13 protein-coding genes and 1 tRNA gene are annotated in these 14,789 nt (G+C 65.9%); all 14 read right to left on the bottom strand.

Annotation, left to right across the window (positions count from 1 at the left end; all coding sequences use genetic code 11):
• Nucleotides 1–13 precede the first annotated feature (13 nt).
• The 14 genes from IPI56_02640 to IPI56_02575 all read right to left on the bottom strand — a co-directional run bounded on the left by IPI56_02640 (nucleotide 14) and on the right by IPI56_02575 (nucleotide 14,628).
• Nucleotides 14–1,042 (bottom strand): FAD-binding oxidoreductase, encoded by a 1,029-nt coding sequence (locus tag IPI56_02640; protein MBK7544641.1) that lies wholly within the window; start codon nucleotides 1,040–1,042, stop codon nucleotides 14–16.
• Nucleotides 988–1,629 (bottom strand): FAD-binding protein, encoded by a 642-nt coding sequence (locus IPI56_02635; protein MBK7544640.1) that lies wholly within the window; start codon nucleotides 1,627–1,629, stop codon nucleotides 988–990. The genes IPI56_02640 and IPI56_02635 overlap by 55 nt, the downstream gene beginning before the upstream one ends.
• Before the next feature lie 58 nt (nucleotides 1,630–1,687).
• Nucleotides 1,688–2,806, bottom strand: a complete 1,119-nt coding sequence (locus tag IPI56_02630; protein MBK7544639.1) for a hypothetical protein — start codon at nucleotides 2,804–2,806, stop codon at nucleotides 1,688–1,690.
• Nucleotides 2,803–6,108, bottom strand: a complete 3,306-nt coding sequence (locus tag IPI56_02625; GenBank protein MBK7544638.1) for a hypothetical protein — start codon at nucleotides 6,106–6,108, stop codon at nucleotides 2,803–2,805. The genes IPI56_02630 and IPI56_02625 overlap by 4 nt, the downstream gene beginning before the upstream one ends.
• Nucleotides 6,109–6,225: 117 nt before the next feature.
• Nucleotides 6,226–7,317 carry a DNA recombination protein RmuC gene (locus IPI56_02620; protein ID MBK7544637.1) on the bottom strand — a complete coding sequence of 364 codons (1,092 nt, stop codon included), beginning with the start codon at nucleotides 7,315–7,317 and terminating at the stop codon, nucleotides 6,226–6,228.
• Nucleotides 7,314–8,033: a hypothetical protein gene (locus IPI56_02615; protein MBK7544636.1), complete on the bottom strand. Its 720-nt coding sequence runs from the start codon at nucleotides 8,031–8,033 to the stop codon at nucleotides 7,314–7,316. The genes IPI56_02620 and IPI56_02615 overlap by 4 nt, the downstream gene beginning before the upstream one ends.
• A gap of 55 nt (nucleotides 8,034–8,088) precedes the next feature.
• Nucleotides 8,089–8,499 (bottom strand): YjbQ family protein, encoded by a 411-nt coding sequence (locus tag IPI56_02610; GenBank protein ID MBK7544635.1) that lies wholly within the window; start codon nucleotides 8,497–8,499, stop codon nucleotides 8,089–8,091.
• Nucleotides 8,496–8,957, bottom strand: a complete 462-nt coding sequence (locus IPI56_02605; protein ID MBK7544634.1) for a VanZ family protein — start codon at nucleotides 8,955–8,957, stop codon at nucleotides 8,496–8,498. The genes IPI56_02610 and IPI56_02605 overlap by 4 nt, the downstream gene beginning before the upstream one ends.
• Nucleotides 8,876–9,556, bottom strand: coding sequence for a DNA repair protein RadC (radC, locus tag IPI56_02600; GenBank protein MBK7544633.1), 681 nt, complete (start codon nucleotides 9,554–9,556; stop codon nucleotides 8,876–8,878). The genes IPI56_02605 and radC overlap by 82 nt, the downstream gene beginning before the upstream one ends.
• 262 nt (nucleotides 9,557–9,818) lie before the next feature.
• Nucleotides 9,819–9,904 (bottom strand) — tRNA-Leu (locus IPI56_02595).
• Nucleotides 9,905–9,995: 91 nt separating this feature from the next.
• Nucleotides 9,996–10,781: a hypothetical protein gene (locus tag IPI56_02590; protein ID MBK7544632.1), complete on the bottom strand. Its 786-nt coding sequence runs from the start codon at nucleotides 10,779–10,781 to the stop codon at nucleotides 9,996–9,998.
• The gene (ugpC, locus tag IPI56_02585; GenBank protein ID MBK7544631.1) at nucleotides 10,778–11,890 is read right to left on the bottom strand and encodes a sn-glycerol-3-phosphate ABC transporter ATP-binding protein UgpC; all 1,113 of its coding nucleotides are present in this window, start codon (nucleotides 11,888–11,890) and stop codon (nucleotides 10,778–10,780) included. The genes IPI56_02590 and ugpC overlap by 4 nt, the downstream gene beginning before the upstream one ends.
• 4 nt (nucleotides 11,891–11,894) lie before the next feature.
• Nucleotides 11,895–13,241 (bottom strand): GGDEF domain-containing protein, encoded by a 1,347-nt coding sequence (locus IPI56_02580; protein MBK7544630.1) that lies wholly within the window; start codon nucleotides 13,239–13,241, stop codon nucleotides 11,895–11,897.
• Nucleotides 13,231–14,628: a GGDEF domain-containing protein gene (locus IPI56_02575; GenBank protein ID MBK7544629.1), complete on the bottom strand. Its 1,398-nt coding sequence runs from the start codon at nucleotides 14,626–14,628 to the stop codon at nucleotides 13,231–13,233. Before IPI56_02575 ends, IPI56_02580 begins: the two co-directional genes overlap by 11 nt.
• Nucleotides 14,629–14,789: the final 161 nt, after the last annotated feature.

The following is a 14,789-nucleotide window of genomic DNA, read 5'->3' as shown; positions in this document are numbered from 1 at the left end:
GACCACCGTCCATTCAGCGAGGGGGTGTGCCGTAGCGGCCGGGAGCCAGGATGTTGTCGGGGTCGAGGCTCTTTTTTATCCGATGGACGACGTCCCGCAACACGGGCGTCCGATCGAAGGCGCCGGGCTGGCTGCCGGTGCCCACGCGGTAGGGCGGGTACCCCGCGTCCAAAAAGGCCTCCCGCATGTCCTTGTACCAGGCCGCGCCGCGCGCGCGTTCCTCCGCGCTTTTCTTGTCGTAAAAAACGCCAAACAGCGCGATCAACGCCCGGGGGCTTTCCACGATCAGTTCGATGAACACGTCGAACCCGTGCTTCGCAAAGACCGGGCGGGCGAGGTCCATGGCCCGGGCCGCGTCTTCCCCCGTGAAGGGCACCACGGGGCCGATCCAAATGAAACCGCACCCGTCCCGCGCCGGGTCGATGGTGTCCGTCGGCTTCCGGTCGTAATGCTTGAAATACACCTGCTTGGCGTATTGGTCCGTGGGAACGCCACGAAACAGGTTGATCGCCGGCCAGATCGCCTCAATCAATTCGGGGGATTTTCCCATCCAGCGCATGCCCGTGTGCACCGCCCATCGGTAAAGGCGCCCCCACCGGCCTTGATTCACGTAGGACCCGATGAAACGCGTCACCCCGTAGCGGGCGAAGGTTTTCTTAATGCGTTTTTTCTGGTGGGCGACCTCCCCGCGGCTCCCGTAAACCCCGCAGCCGAACGTCCAGGCGGACACCCCGAACTTTTTCCGCCAGGCCGCCATGGCCTCCGGGGACAGCGTGCGTTGCCCCGCGGCCAAGTCGTGCGGGTATTGGGACACGATGCACAGCATCGCGAAATCGTTGGCCAGGTGCGGCCGCGAGCGGATGGCGTTCTGGAAGATCAGCGACCGGAAATCCTCGATGAACGCCGGAAAACGGTCCGCCCCCGCGGTGTACTCGAAGGCCATGAAATCGTAGCGCTCGGGGGCCGGCATGAGCCACACCCCGGCCTTCACCACCACCCCCAGGTTGGATTGGGCGAAGAGGCCGTCCAGGTAGGGGCCCACGCCCCATTTGTACAGGTCCAACACCGGTTGTTGTCGGGCCCGCCGCCCGTGCGCACCACGCGCCCATCGGCCAACACCACCTCCAGGCCGCAGAGCGCGCCGAAGTGGTCGGCGTAGGGCGTCAACCCCCGGCCCTTGTCCAGCGCGTTGCCGATCACGCTCGCGTCCTTGGTGCTTCCCGACGAATCCGTCCACAGCGAGGGCGCGTGGACCCGCAGATGGTCGTGCAACTGCGCGTAGGTCACGCCGGGCTCGATCACGGCGTACCCCAACCTTTCGTTCACCTCCAGAATTCGGTTCATGCGCGACAATTCCATTGTCAGGCCGCCGGCGTAGGGGGCCGCCTTTTCCCCGTAGCCCCAGTTTTTTCCCGTGCTGATGGTCCAGACCGGCACGTTGTGTTTGCGCGCCGCGGCCAAAACCGCGCGCACCTCCTCCAGCGTGCGGGGGGTCACCACCCCGTCGGGAATGTGGCTCTGGGGCAGGCAGGAACGCGTGCGCTCTTCAACGGCGGCGGGCGCCCAGACCGCGTTGTCGGGGCCCAGCGCCGCGGTCATTTCGTTCATCAACTCGGAAGGAAGGCTCATGGTGTCGTCCTCGGGGTCAGGGATGTGCGCGGGCGGTGGAATCGATTCGGCGCCACTCTCAACCGCCCAATCGGTACCCGCCCTCGCCGATGCGGGGGCGTTTGGGCTTTTCGGGCGCGACCGGCTTTTCCTTGGCCGCCGGCTTTGCCTTTTTTTCAGGAGCGGCTTTTGGGGCGACCTTCGGTGGCGTCGGAACGGTTTTAGGGGCCTGTTTGACCGGCGCTTTTTTGAAAACGCTGGACGGACGGGCCGCCGGCGCCGTCGGTTTCTTGGGCTTCTTCTCCCCCCAGGTCCAGGTCAGCGCCAGGCGGTGGAACGCGCCGAAAGCGTCCCCCCCGGGGCGCAGGGCGTAATCCAACTGAAGCCGATTGGGCAAAGCCAGGCCGAACCCGAGGGAGGCCCGCTCAAAACCTTCCGTGTCGGACGAATCCCCTTCCAAGACCGCGTAGCCGCCGCGAAAAGAGAGCGCGCCGAGCTGGGCCTCCCCGCCGGCCAAAATCCGGGATTCTCGACGCGGCACGTCCCATTGTCCGCCCGCGGCCAACGTCACGGGACCGCGCCGCCACGCGAGTTGCGCGTCGACGGTTTGGGGCAGGGGGTCCCGCTGGCGGACGAAACGCACGCCGGGCCCGGCGTTTCGCCAGGCGAAGCCGGCCGTCACGGCGTCGCCCCGCCAGGCCGCCCCCAGATCCACCGCCCACCCGGGGTCGCTTCGGTAGGAACCCAATTTGGATTGAAACACCTTGGCCGCCGCCCCGAAGGCGAAGCGGCCGTTCGGCGAGCGCGCTGCGCCCACGCTCAAGGCCGTGTCCTGGACACCCACGGAAGCGCCGGACCCGCCGCCCAGGGCGTCCCGCGCCCCGCCGCCGTCGCTGCGCAGGTGCGTCACCGCCACGCCCCAGGGCCTTCGCGCGTGCGCGCGCCCGAGCGCCGCGTGGGCCGTTTGCACGTCCTCGCCCCATTGCCCGGCGCTGGAATAAAATTGCCAGGGACTTTTGTCCACGCCCAAAAGGGCGGGGTTGACGGACAGGGTTTCCATCCCCCCGGCGAACGCCCAAAGGCCTCCCGTGGCCTCCACCCGGGCGGAGGGGGGCACCGCCAAAAACGGCGCCCCCGGCTCGACGGCCGCGAGCCCCACCGAGAGGCTCGAGAGAAGCGCCGCGGGCCAGAGTCTCATCGAACGATCGTCACCTGGGTTTTGACCCGCACGGTCCCCCCGGCGCCGTGGCCCGTGACCACCACGCGGTAGAGACCACTGGGGATGTCCCCCGACCAGACGTAATCGTAAAAGGCCAGACCCCCGACCTGGCCGTTGGGAGGACCGGCGCGGCGGTCGGTGTGGACCAGGCGGCCCGCGGTGTCGTAGACGGCGATTTCAAATGAGTCCACCGTTCCCAGGACGGCCCGGATCGTGGGAGCGGCCCCGTCCACCGCCGGGTTCGGAAACCCGAAAACTTCCACCACGGGCGCCGCCGGCACATCAACGACGACGGCCGCGCTCCGGGCGGACTCGTTCCCCGCCCGGTCCAAGGCCGACACCTGGTAGCGGTAGCGGCCGCCCCGGACGACCGCCGTGTCCGAAAGGGTGCGTCCGGTGGGCTCCGCCAACAAAGCGTCGTTGCGGTAAACGCGATAACCGAAGAGGCCCGTCCCGCCGATGTCGGTGGAAGCGTTCCAGGACAGGGCGACGGTGGTTGTCCCGGTCAACACGCCGGACAAACCGGTGGGCACCGTGGGCGGCATCACGTCGTTGGAGGCGATCACGATCAGCGTCACGGCCACGGACTGGCCGCCGGTCATCCCGTCGGAAACAATCACCGACCCGTTGTGGGTGCCCACCCCCAACCCCCCGAGGTTGGCGGAAACGGAAAAGACCCCCGACCCCGTGCCGGAGGACGGGCTCACGGCCAGCCAGGTCACCGAGGGAGATGCCGTCCACCCGCCGCCGCCGATCGGTTGGCCGCCCGTCACCGACACCGACACGGGCGACGGCGGCGGATTGGTCGATCCTTGAACCCCTTCAAAAGACAGCGCCGTCGGCGTCACAAAGAAACCGCCGCCGCCTTCCCCCACCGTGACTTGGCGGGTGGCGAGGGCCGAGTTGCCCGCCAAATCAAAAGCCAAGGCTCCCAAAGCGGTCAGGCCGACGGGATCGCGTGTGGTGTCCCAATCGAACCGATAAGGGGCCGTGGTGTCCGTGGACGCCGACACCCCGTTCACAAAGAAGACCACCCGGCTCACGCCGTTGGCGTCCGCGGCCGTCGCCGTGACGGCGACGGTCCCGCTGACGGTGGCCCCGTCGGCCGGGGCGGTGAAGGACACCGAGGGGGGCGTGGCGTCCGGCGGAATGACCGTGAACGACACCGTCGAAACGGCGCTCGTCAAGGCGCCGTCCGAGACGGTGAAGTAAACCGCGTCCGCCCCGGTGTAAGCCGCGCCCGGCGTGTACGTCAAATTGGGCGCGGCGCCCGTCAGCGTCCCCTGGGCGGGCCCCCCCGTGACGGCGTAGGACAGGGGCGAGTTCTCCACGTCCGTGCCGCTCAAAACGAAGGCCTTGCCGACCCCTTGCGTGGCGACCAGAGACTGCGGGCTCGCCACCGGCCGGTCGTTGACGGCATTGACCGTGAGGACGAAGGTGTCCTGGGCGGTTCGGGCCGAGGGGTCCGTCACGGTGACGGTGATCGTCGCCGTCCCAAATTGGTTCGCGGCCGGCGTCACCGTCAATGTCCGCGCGGCGCCCGTGCCGCCCACCGCCAGAGACCCGGCCGGCAAAAGCGTCGCGTTGTTGGACGCCGCGGTCACGGACAAATCGGAAGCCGGGCTTTCGGCGTCTCCCACCGTGAAGGAGAGGGCCCCGGTGGTGCCGTCCTCGGCGATCGAGCGGTCGGTGATGTCGGACAGGGTCGGGGGCGTGCCCCCGCCGCCGGTGGAAACCGTCGCGATGACGTCGTAGGTCCCCGTTTGACCGTCCAGCGCCGCCGGCAGGCCGGCGCGGACCACCTCGGCGTTGTCCGGGGCGTTGATCCATTTGAAGGCGTTGACGTTCACGGGCCCGCCCGTCGTGCTGTCGCTGACGCGCAGGTAGTACCGTTTGGGCACGCCGTAGGCCGGCGCCAAGTCGGTGAAATCAAGGACAAATGTTCCGTCGACCGCCGTCGTCGTGCCGTCGAAGGCGTACGGCCCGCCCGCGAAATACAGGAGCGTGTTCGGCGTCCAAAGAGTCGTCGGGGCGGTCTGGCCGGTGTCCGAAATCCCCAGGCTCACGTACAGTTGGTTGCGCGTGGCGCTGTTGAGGGTGAATTGGGCCAGGGCTTTGGGCGTGTAACTGGCCTTGGGCAGGACCCAGGCCACCTGGGCGCTCCAAATGGATTGCCGGCGCCCCGCCGAGGGCGCCCCCGTCACCCCCGACACGGTTTTCAACGAATCGTAGGCCAGCCACGTGAAACCCGCTTCCCGGTATCCGGTGCCCCAGGAGTTGGCGATGCGCAGGGCGCCTTTTTCCCCGGCCTCGACGGTGCCGTTGCTGTTGATGTCGACCCAGATGTCGTCGTTGTAACCGACGATGGTCATGGCGTGGGCGCCCGCCGTGCCGTTCACCCAGTGGGCCACGGCCTTGCCGACAAAAGCGTTGTCGGCCGTCGTGGCGGGGTCGTCGCCCGCCGTCTTAAATTGCCAGGAGTTCACGTAGGTCGCCAACGCCAAGACGTAGCCGTTGACCAACATCGTTTTCAACTGGTCCAGCCCGGCGGTTGTGTCGATGGCGCTCACCCAGCCCGTCGTGTCGGTTTTGTGGGCGAGGGCGTTGCGCCAGATCGCCGCGGTCAGCGGCCAGGCGCGGAAGTTGGAATCGTAAGGCCACGCGGCCCAGGTGGCGGCCCCGTGCTTTTTGGCGACGTTCCATCCGTCGGTGTACCAGGACCCCAAATCGGAGCCGCCGTTCACCAAATTGTAGGTGTACTTGGGGGAAAAGCGGAGCGTGTCGCCGCCGGCCTTCGCGTCCTGGTCGCGCAACATGGCCGCCATGTGGGTGAAGCAATAATACATCCCCGCCCATTGGGCGCAGGACCCGATGCCGCCCTGGCTGCGGATCGGCGGGAAATATTTGAGGGTGCTGTTGTCGACGGAGCGCGGCAGGGCGGCGGCCGACGCGGCGGCCGAAACCACGGAATCCCCGGTCCAATCCTCCTCCACAACCCCCGTGACCTCTTCCCCCAGGGGGGCCATATTGGCCGCGGCGGCGCCCAGGGTCGAGAGCCCCATCGCCGCGCGGTGGGCGTTCACGCGGGCCAGGCCCCGAGCGTTCAATCGAACGGAACGGGCCACGATCATGTTCTTCTTTTCCCAATCCCGTTGCTCGGGAGTCGGGGGGCGCAATCCCAACCCGTGCCCCGCCGATTCCAGGGCTCCCGCGGCCCCGGCCACGAGAACCGACAACAAAATAAAAAACGATGTTTTGGCGCGGCGATTCATTTCGAACATGGTGCCCCCCTAACAACGGACGAACGGGTCATTGACCCCTTTTGTTAAGTCTGCCCCAAGTTGAAAAGCGGGTCAACGCCTTTTAGTAAAGAGGTTGCATCAAAATGACCAACGGGGTTAGACAGCGGTTTTGGGGGGGAGGAGGGGGTCCGCGGCCGGTTCGTGGACGTTTTCCAGTTTGTCTTGAAAACGTTCCAACCGCCGGCCGGCGTCGTCGTGCTTGGTTTTGGCGTTGGCCAAATGCTTGCCGAGGGTGTCGAAATCCTCGGCGAACCGGGCAAAATCCCCGCGCAGGCGGGCCAGGTCTTCCATGATGCGGCGGGCGTTTTCCTCGATCTGGAAGCCGCGCAGGCCGAGGACGATGGCCTGCAGGTAAGCGTAGAAGCTCCCGGGGGAAACCGGCACCACCCGGCGCTTCAGGGCGTATTCAAGCAAGGCGCCGTCGGCGTCGTCCTTGATGATGCTTTCGTAATAGACGTTTTCGGCCGGGATGTACATCAGGGCGAAGTCGTAGGTGCCTTCGTCGGGGAGAATGTATTTGGTGGCGATGGCGTCGATGTGCTTGCGCACGTCCTGGCCGAATTTGCGGCGCTGGGCCGCCCGCTCGTCGTCCGAGGAAGCCTCCAGCATTTTACGGAAATTCTCCAGGGGGAACTTCGCGTCCACCGGCACGAGGCGCCCGCCGACGCGGACCACGGCGTCGACGGTTTCCCGGGAGCGGAAGGCGTGTTGGAACGACACGTGCTCGGGGGGCAGGATCTGGCCCAACAAATCGGCCAGGAAAAATTCCCCCAACCCCCCGCGCAATTTGGGCGCGCGCAGGATGTTTTGGAGCCCGGCGATGTCTTTGCCCACTTCGAAAATCTTTTCGCTGGCCTCGCTCAAGGCCCCGAGATTTTTTTGCACGTCCCCCACCACCCGGGCCGCGTTGTCCAAACGGTCGCCGACCGTTTTTTGGCTTTCCAAGACCTGCCGCGAAACGGCCTCCAATTGGCGGTTCACCTCGGACCCGAGGCGCGACAGCGTTTCGCCCAGGGTGCGGGCGTGGTGCTGGTCGGCTTCGCTGGATTGTTGACGGAGCAGGTCGATTTGCTGTCGCAGCAGCGCCAGGGCCGGCGGGTCGCCGCGACGGGCCCACAGCGCCCAGACCGCGACCGCGACCAAGGCCGCGGCCAAGGCGCCGACCGCGGCGGCCAGGGCGGGGGTCACGCGCGCCGTCCGCCCGGCCCGGCGAAGCGCGCGCGCAGGAGGTCGATCCAATCGATCAGGGCGGTCCGCAACCGGGTCGTGTCCCGCCAAATTTTTTCGTATTCGGCCGTCGGCAGGCGTCGCCGGGACACGCGCGACAGGATTCCCACCAACCGGTCCGCCGTTTCGAGAGCCCGGCGGCAGCGCACGATGTTGCCCTTCACCCCGTGGGGGTCGTAACCCAGGCGGTGGCCCGCGGCGATCTGCCGGGGCACGTCGGGGACTTCCCGCAAAAAGTTTTCCATCGCTTTCTGGAAGGACCGGTGCGACGGGCTTCGGTAAACGCGGTGAAACAGGCCGGGGAACCGGCTTTCCACCAACCAGGCGGCGCGCCAGGCGTAGCATTTCGCCTGGCAATAGATGGGCAGGGTCTCTTGGTCGGCCCCGGGTTGCCAGAATTTGATGCCCGGCAGGTTCAAGGGTTCTTCGGAAGGTTCCAGCCGACTGTAGGCGAAGGGTTGGGGCGGCACGTCGGGGTTGTCCGGATCCATGCCGAAACGGCGCAGGACCCGGCCGAAGGCCAGGGACGGGTCGATCCCCGCGCGGGCGGGGCCCGCGTCGACGCGACGGCCCCGGGCGAGGCGGTCCTGGGCGTCGAAGTACCGCTCCCAGTCCTTTTCCTCCCAGGGCTTCTGGAAATTGATCCGTTTGAAAGCGTCTTCCGGCCGGTCGTTCATGGTCGCATTGTACCATTTCCGACGGAAAACCGCCGGGCCGGGGGGCGAACGGGGGTCATTCCCCCATCACTTTGACGACCACGCGCTTGCGCCGTTGGCCGTCGAACTCCATGTAAAACACCTGTTCCCAGGGGCCCAGGTCGAGCCGGCCCCCGGTGATGGGGAGCAGGGCTTGATGCCCGACCAGGGTCCTCTTCAAATGGGCGTCCGCGTTGTCTTCCCCCGTTTGGTGGTGAAGGTAGTCCCCCCGGGGCGCGAGCTTTTCCAACCAGACCATCACGTCTTTTTTCAATCCCGCTTCCTCGTCGTTGACCCAAATGGCCGCGGTGATGTGCATGGCCGACACGAGACAGAACCCCTCCCGCACGCCGCTTTTCTCCACCCGCGCGGCGAGATCCTCGGTGATGTTGACGACGTCGGTTCTTTTTTCGGTGTTGAACCACAGGTAATCGGTGAACGCTTTCACTTTCCCTCCCGGGGGAACAAGGACGACCGTCGGGCATAAACGGAAAGGGCCAAGGCGGCGCCCAGGGCGTCCAGCGCGACGTCGCGGACTTTGCCGTAGCGGCCGGGCACAAAGGTCTGGTGCCATTCGTCGGACGCGGCGAAAACGACGGCGAAGAGGAACGCCCCCAGGAGGGCTTTTTTTCGCCCCGCGCCGCCGGCGGCCAGGGCCCGCAAGACGAGGAAAGCCAGCACGCCGTATTCCACCAGATGCGCGGCCTTGCGGGACAGAGTTTCGGGCAGAGGCGCCGCCTCGGTGCGGCGGTCGGGAACGGAGGAAAGGGAGAAGATGAGGGCGCACCACAACGCCACGGCGCCCCACCAGCGGGCGCGGGGGGTCAGAGCAGGCCCTTCTCGCGGAAACTCACGTGGCGTCCGTTGCCGACGATGATGTGATCCAGGACGGGAATGCCGACCAATTGGGCGGCGTCCCTCAGGCGTTGCGTCAACCGGCGGTCGTCCGGCGAGGGCTCGGGATCGCCGGAGGGGTGGTTGTGCACGAACACCAACCCGGCCGCGTTGGCCGCGAGGGCGCGGGTGACGACTTTACGCGGGTACACGGCCGCCTGGTCGATAGTGCCTTCAGCCAGGCGTTCCCGGCTCAAGACCCGGTTTTTGGCGGTCAGGTAAATCACGTCGAAGACCTCGTGGGGAAGGCCTTCCAGGGCGGCCCGGCAGTAGGCGACCACCGCCTCGGGGGTGTTCAAAAGATCCGTGCGGCGCACGTCCGTTTCGAAATAACGCTCCATCGCACCCCGAAGCAGGGACACGAACTCGGCCGCGCGCGGCCCCGCGCCCGCCACCTCTTCAATTTGCTCGGGGGTGGCGTCCAAAACGCCCTTGAGGCCGTGAAAGCGCTCCAGCAGGCGTTTGGCCAGCGGTTTGGTATCGGTGCGTCGGAACACATAGGTGAGCAACAGTTCAAGCAACTCGTGATCGGCAAAGCCTTTGGACCCGGCGCGATGCCAGCGATCGCGAAGCCGGGCACGGTGGCCGTCGGTGGGTGAAGGGTCGGTCATGGTCAAAAACACGGTGTTGTGCGGGTCAACGCGGATCGCCGTTCAAGTCCCTCCCCCTCGCCATCGGGGAAAGAGTCTTCAAATCTGCCGGAGGGGGGACTTGCCTTCCGGGTCCGCGGCTTTCCCCCGCCCGCCGCGGTCCCTCCAGGCCTGTCGATCCGCTGCCGGGCCCGCCCGGCGGGCCCTTTTCCTCGCTCTTCGCTCGGCGCGGATTGCCGTTCAAGTCCCTCCCCCTCGCCATCGGGGAAAGAGTCTTCAAATCTGCCGGAGGGGGGACTTGAACCCCCACGTAGCCTAAGCCACTCGAGATTTTGAGTCTCGCGCGTCTGCCAATTTCGCCACCCCGGCTGAAACACAATTATCGCTTTTTTCGACGGCCCCGGTCAACTTCACCTCTCCCTTGCCCGGCCTTTCGGGGGTCGGCGAGCCCCGCCGGGTCCTATTTCAAAAGGGCCCGATGAATCCAACCGAAATCTTTGAACGTCGTCCACGCCGGGTCGGGTTGGCAGGGGTGGACCCCGGCGGCCTCGATGAAAACCCATTCCCCCTCCCTGTGGATGACGCCGACTTGGGAACCCGGGGGGATCGTCATTTTTGTTCGGGAGGCGTCGTCCCGCCGGGTTTTCAGCTCGGCGCCGTCCCCGGTGACAACCGCAGGGATAAACGCGCCGGTCCCGTTGTCCACGCAACGCCGTTTCCGCGGTGACGGCTTGTACTCTTCGCCCCAGAAACTGTAGATGTTTGAATGGATTTTGGAAACGGAGTCCCGGGCCGCCGCCCCCCCGGCGGTAAACTCCAGTTCCCGGGGTCGGTGGGCGCCCAGGCCCGCGAAATAAACGTGTCCGTCGATCCCCTCGGCCTCCAACACCTCCCGGTTCCAGGTGCACGCGTCTTCGGGGGGCGTTTGAAGGAATTCAAAAGCGTCGCTCGGCCGAATGGCCGCATGCCGGGCGGCCCGGAGGTATTGGGCAACGGTCGGGACCGGGCAGGGGGGGTCGTCGGGATTCTCCACCCACGCGTCGGTCGCGATGGAGAACGCGGGAACGAAAATTTCTTCTTTGTTGTATTCCACCATGCCTTCGGGGACACGCGCCCAAACGCGGGGCTTTGTCGCGGCGGCGACGGTGCGGGGGAGCGCGCATTCAAACAAGAGAAGGCCGGCGACCGCCAAGAACCGAATCCGCGCCGTGTTCCACGCGGCCACGGCAAAGACCCGTCTCTTCATGGTTCGGGGGCGAGGCGTTCCTTGCCGTTGCGCGTGAAGATGTGGATTTTGTCGAGGTCGAAAACGAGTTCCATGGGCTGGTTCATTTCGAGGGGGTTGTCCGCGTGGACCCGCGCCAAGAAGCGCGTTCCACCGGCCTCCAGGTGGACGTGGGTCTCCGCGCCCACCGGCTCGACCAACTGGACGATGGCGATGACCGTGTTTCCCTCGGTCACGGCCCCGGTTTGGAAAAGCCGGTCGTGGATGTCCTCCGGACGCACGCCCAGCAGGGCCTCCATGCCGTCCTTCAAACCGCCCGCCCGTCGAAACCGCGGCGGCAACTTCAATTGAAAATGGCCCTGGTCCAACCACAGGCTGTCCCCCCGGTCGAGGATCGTCACGTTGAAAAAATTCATGGAGGGGCTGCCGATGAACTCGGCGACGAACCGGTTCTTCGGCCGCCGATAAAGCTCCAGCGGCTTTCCCACCTGCTGGATCGCGCCGTCCTTGAGGACGGCGATGCGGTCGCCCAGGGTCATGGCCTCCACTTGGTCGTGGGTCACGTAGATCATGGTGGTCTGCAGCCGCTGGTGGAGCCGCAAAAGTTCCCCGCGCGTTTCCACGCGCATTTTGGCGTCCAGGTTGCTGAAAGGCTCGTCGAAGAGGAACACCCGCGGCTTGCGCACGATGGCGCGCCCCACGGCCACCCGCTGGCGCTGGCCGCCGGAAATTTCGTTGGGCTTGCGGTTGAGGAGGGGCAGGAGCTCCAGCATTTCCGCCGCCTGGCGGACGCGCGTCTGGATCTCCTCCTCGGAGTAACCCCGCATGCGCAGACCGAAGGCCATGTTGTCCAGGACGGTCATGTGCGGGTAAAGGGCGTAGTTTTGGAAAACCATGGCCACGTTCCGCGCCTTGGGCGGGTCGTGGTTGACGACGCGTTTATCGATCTGGATTTTTCCCTCGGTCACGTCGTCGAGGCCCGCGATGAGGCGCAACAAGGACGTCTTGCCGCACCCGGAGGGACCGACGAGCACGAACAACTCCCGGTCCTCCACCTCGAGGCTCACGTTTTCGAGCGCGGGAACGAGGCCGTACCACTTCGACACGTTTTGAAGGACGACGCGGGACATGGGATCAGACGCTCACGGTTTTCCGGCTGGACGAGGGACTGCCCGGCGCTTTCCACAGCACCACCCGGTCGCGGCCCATTTTCTTGGCTTGGTAGAGGGCGTGGTCCGCCTGGGCCATCAGCTCCGACAGCGGGGGCCGGTCGGGCATGTAGGCGCTGACCCCCGCGCTCAGGGTGTACCGAATCATCGCTTCCCGATCGCGCAGGGGGGATTCGGCCACCGCCTGCCGCAAACGTTCGAACCAGGTGAACACTTCCGTCACGGTCTCCATTTCCAAGATCAAAGCGAACTCGTCGCCGCCGAAGCGCCCCAGCGTGATGCCCGGGTGCGCGAGCCGTCGAATGACGTGGGCCAGGTGGATCAATACCTTGTCCCCCACCAGATGGCCCCAGCGATCGTTCAGGGTTTTAAAGTGGTCGATGTCCATGAGCGCGAAGAACATCGGCGTGTTGTACCGGTGGCTCTTGCGCAGGGCGTCTTCCAGCCGCTCCGTGAGGCTCCGCCGGAGGAAAGCCCCCGTCAGGGCGTCGAAGCGGCTGCGCTCCGTCATTAAATCGTAAAGATCGGCCCGGCGCAAGCCGATCGACACCAATTTCCGCTCGATGTTGAATCCTTCCGTCGAGTCCTGGAGGCGCTGCGGCTCCACCTCCACGATGCCCATGGCGAGGATGTCCTTGTCCCAGTTGAACGGCACGAGCAGGCACGTCGATCCGAACGGCTGCCCGGGGAGCACCAGCTGGCGGCTGGAGCCGGTGTAGCGCCGGATGTTGCGCGAACGGGCGATCGACGGGTAAGAGGCGAGCACCCGCACCCAGTCCTGCGCGTTGAAATGCCCGTCGGTGAACGCGGTGCTCCAATTGCCGTTGAGCTGCTTGCGCAGGATGAGGCAGCCCTTCACCCCGGTCCGTTTCTTCCACATGTGGCCCAGCGTTTGCAGGATTTCCCCCGCTTCGAGCTTGGTGGCCATCACTTGAACCAGGGCAAAGCGGTTCTGCAACCGCTCCAAGTCGTCCTGCAGGGCGTTCTTTTCTTTCAGCACGGCTTCGTGCCGTTGCGCGGCTTTGGCGCGCTGGTCCAGGAGGGCCGTGCGCCGACGGGAAAACTCGCGTTCGATTTGGGTCTGCGCCCGGCGGAAAAAGAGGGGGACCAGCACGCCCGCCCCGTAGGCCGCCAAATGGATCGCCAGGTCCACCGCGCCCCCGCCGCCCAGCGAGGCGTGCATCACGGCCAAAAAGCTGAACACCCCGGCGACGAAAAAACACCGCGCGTCCCGGTACAGCACGCACCCCCACAGCACGGGCACCGTGCCCCAGAACAACAACGCGTGCGTCAACCCGATGTCAATCCGCATAGGCGCACACCCGGTTGCGGCCCGCGTTCTTGGCGGCGTAGAGGGCCTCGTCGGCCCGTCGCAGCAATTCCTCTTCCGAGGGCACTTCGTCTTTCAAACTCGACACCCCGGCCGACACGGTGATCTTGATTTTCTTCTGCCCCCATCGGAAGGGCGTGCCGGCGATGGTCTTGATGAGGCGTTGGGTGAACCGCAGGGCGTCGGTGCCCCGGGCCGCGGGCATGATGATGACGAACTCCTCGCCCCCGTAGCGGGCGACGAAATCGGTTTCCCGGGCCTGCGCCGTCACCAGCCGCGCCAGCCAGCGCAGGACCTCGTCGCCCATGTGGTGGCCGTGCGCGTCGTTGACTTTTTTGAAGTGGTCGATGTCCAGGAGCACCAGGGCGAAGGGCCGGCTGTTGTGGCGCGCCTTGCCGAATTCCTCCTGCAGGCGCTCGTTGAAATACCCCCGGGTGTAGATGCCGGTGAGCTCGTCGGAAATGGCGAGGGCCTCGGTCTGGCTGTATTTTTCCGTGTTCCCGAGGGCGAGCGAGATCAGGTCGGCCGCGATGGACGCCAGCCGCAGGTCGTGAATGCGCAGGGGGGTTTCCGTCGATTTGGATTCAATCCCGATCCACCCCAGAAAACTCTCCCGCCCCTTGACCGGCAGGCAGATGAAAAGACCGGGTTCCCAACTCGGGGTGGTCGACGTCCGCGAGGCCAGCAGACGGGGTTGGCCCCACTGCAACACCTTCATCCCCCAATCGTCGGACGGGTCGGGCGCGTCGGGCTTGGGAAAAAGGTGCAGGGTGACGCGGCCTTTGGGGAACATGGTGCCCAGACCCGCCTGGGCGCGCTGCAACAACTCGTCGCGGTGGTAAGGACCGATGAGATCATCGGTGAACAGTTGAAGCCGGTCGAAGGCGTTGATCCGGGCGCGGTTGTCCTCGATGATTGAACGGGAGGATTCCAGGTCGGCGTTCAACCGGGACAATTCCAGTTCCAACCCGTCCCATTCTTCGTGGAACCGGTTCCACGACAGGTGCCGCTTGCGGTCGAACCGGGCGAGCACCCAGAAAATCCCCCACACGAGGCCCGCGCCCAGGGCGTACATCGGTCGGGCCCACGTTTCCGATGAAAAAAAGAAGCCCACGAACCCGACAGCCGTGGCCACGAGCGTCGCCCCGAAAGCCCAACCGAGACCGGCGAGCAGGTAAAGGCCGAGCGACAACACGACGAACAACGGGTAGAGGTGCACGGCGGGGAAAGGCGACCGGATCATCGCCCACAAAAGCAGGATGGAGAACAGCGGAAGGCCGGCCGGCCCGGCGAGAATGGCCAGAGCGTGGGCCCCGCGACCCCGGCCCGAAGACGACAAAAAGAGAGGTTGGGGTTCCACTAGGGACACCGCGTCCTCCCTTTCTTTCCCGCTCGATGATTCATTGAACCTTCTCCTCGGTCAAGGGGCCCGCGCGGCCGTCCTCCCAACGGTCGCGGTCCGTCCGCATCTTCTATTAGTATAAGCTGAAACCTTTAATAAGCAAGCCCTTCCACGTCAGAAAAACGCGG

The organism is Elusimicrobiota bacterium (assembly GCA_016706425.1).
Classification (GTDB): domain Bacteria; phylum Elusimicrobiota; class Elusimicrobia; order FEN-1173; family FEN-1173; genus JADJJR01.
Note: the sequence above shows the minus strand (reverse complement) of the source record. Positions and strands in the feature narration are given on the sequence as shown.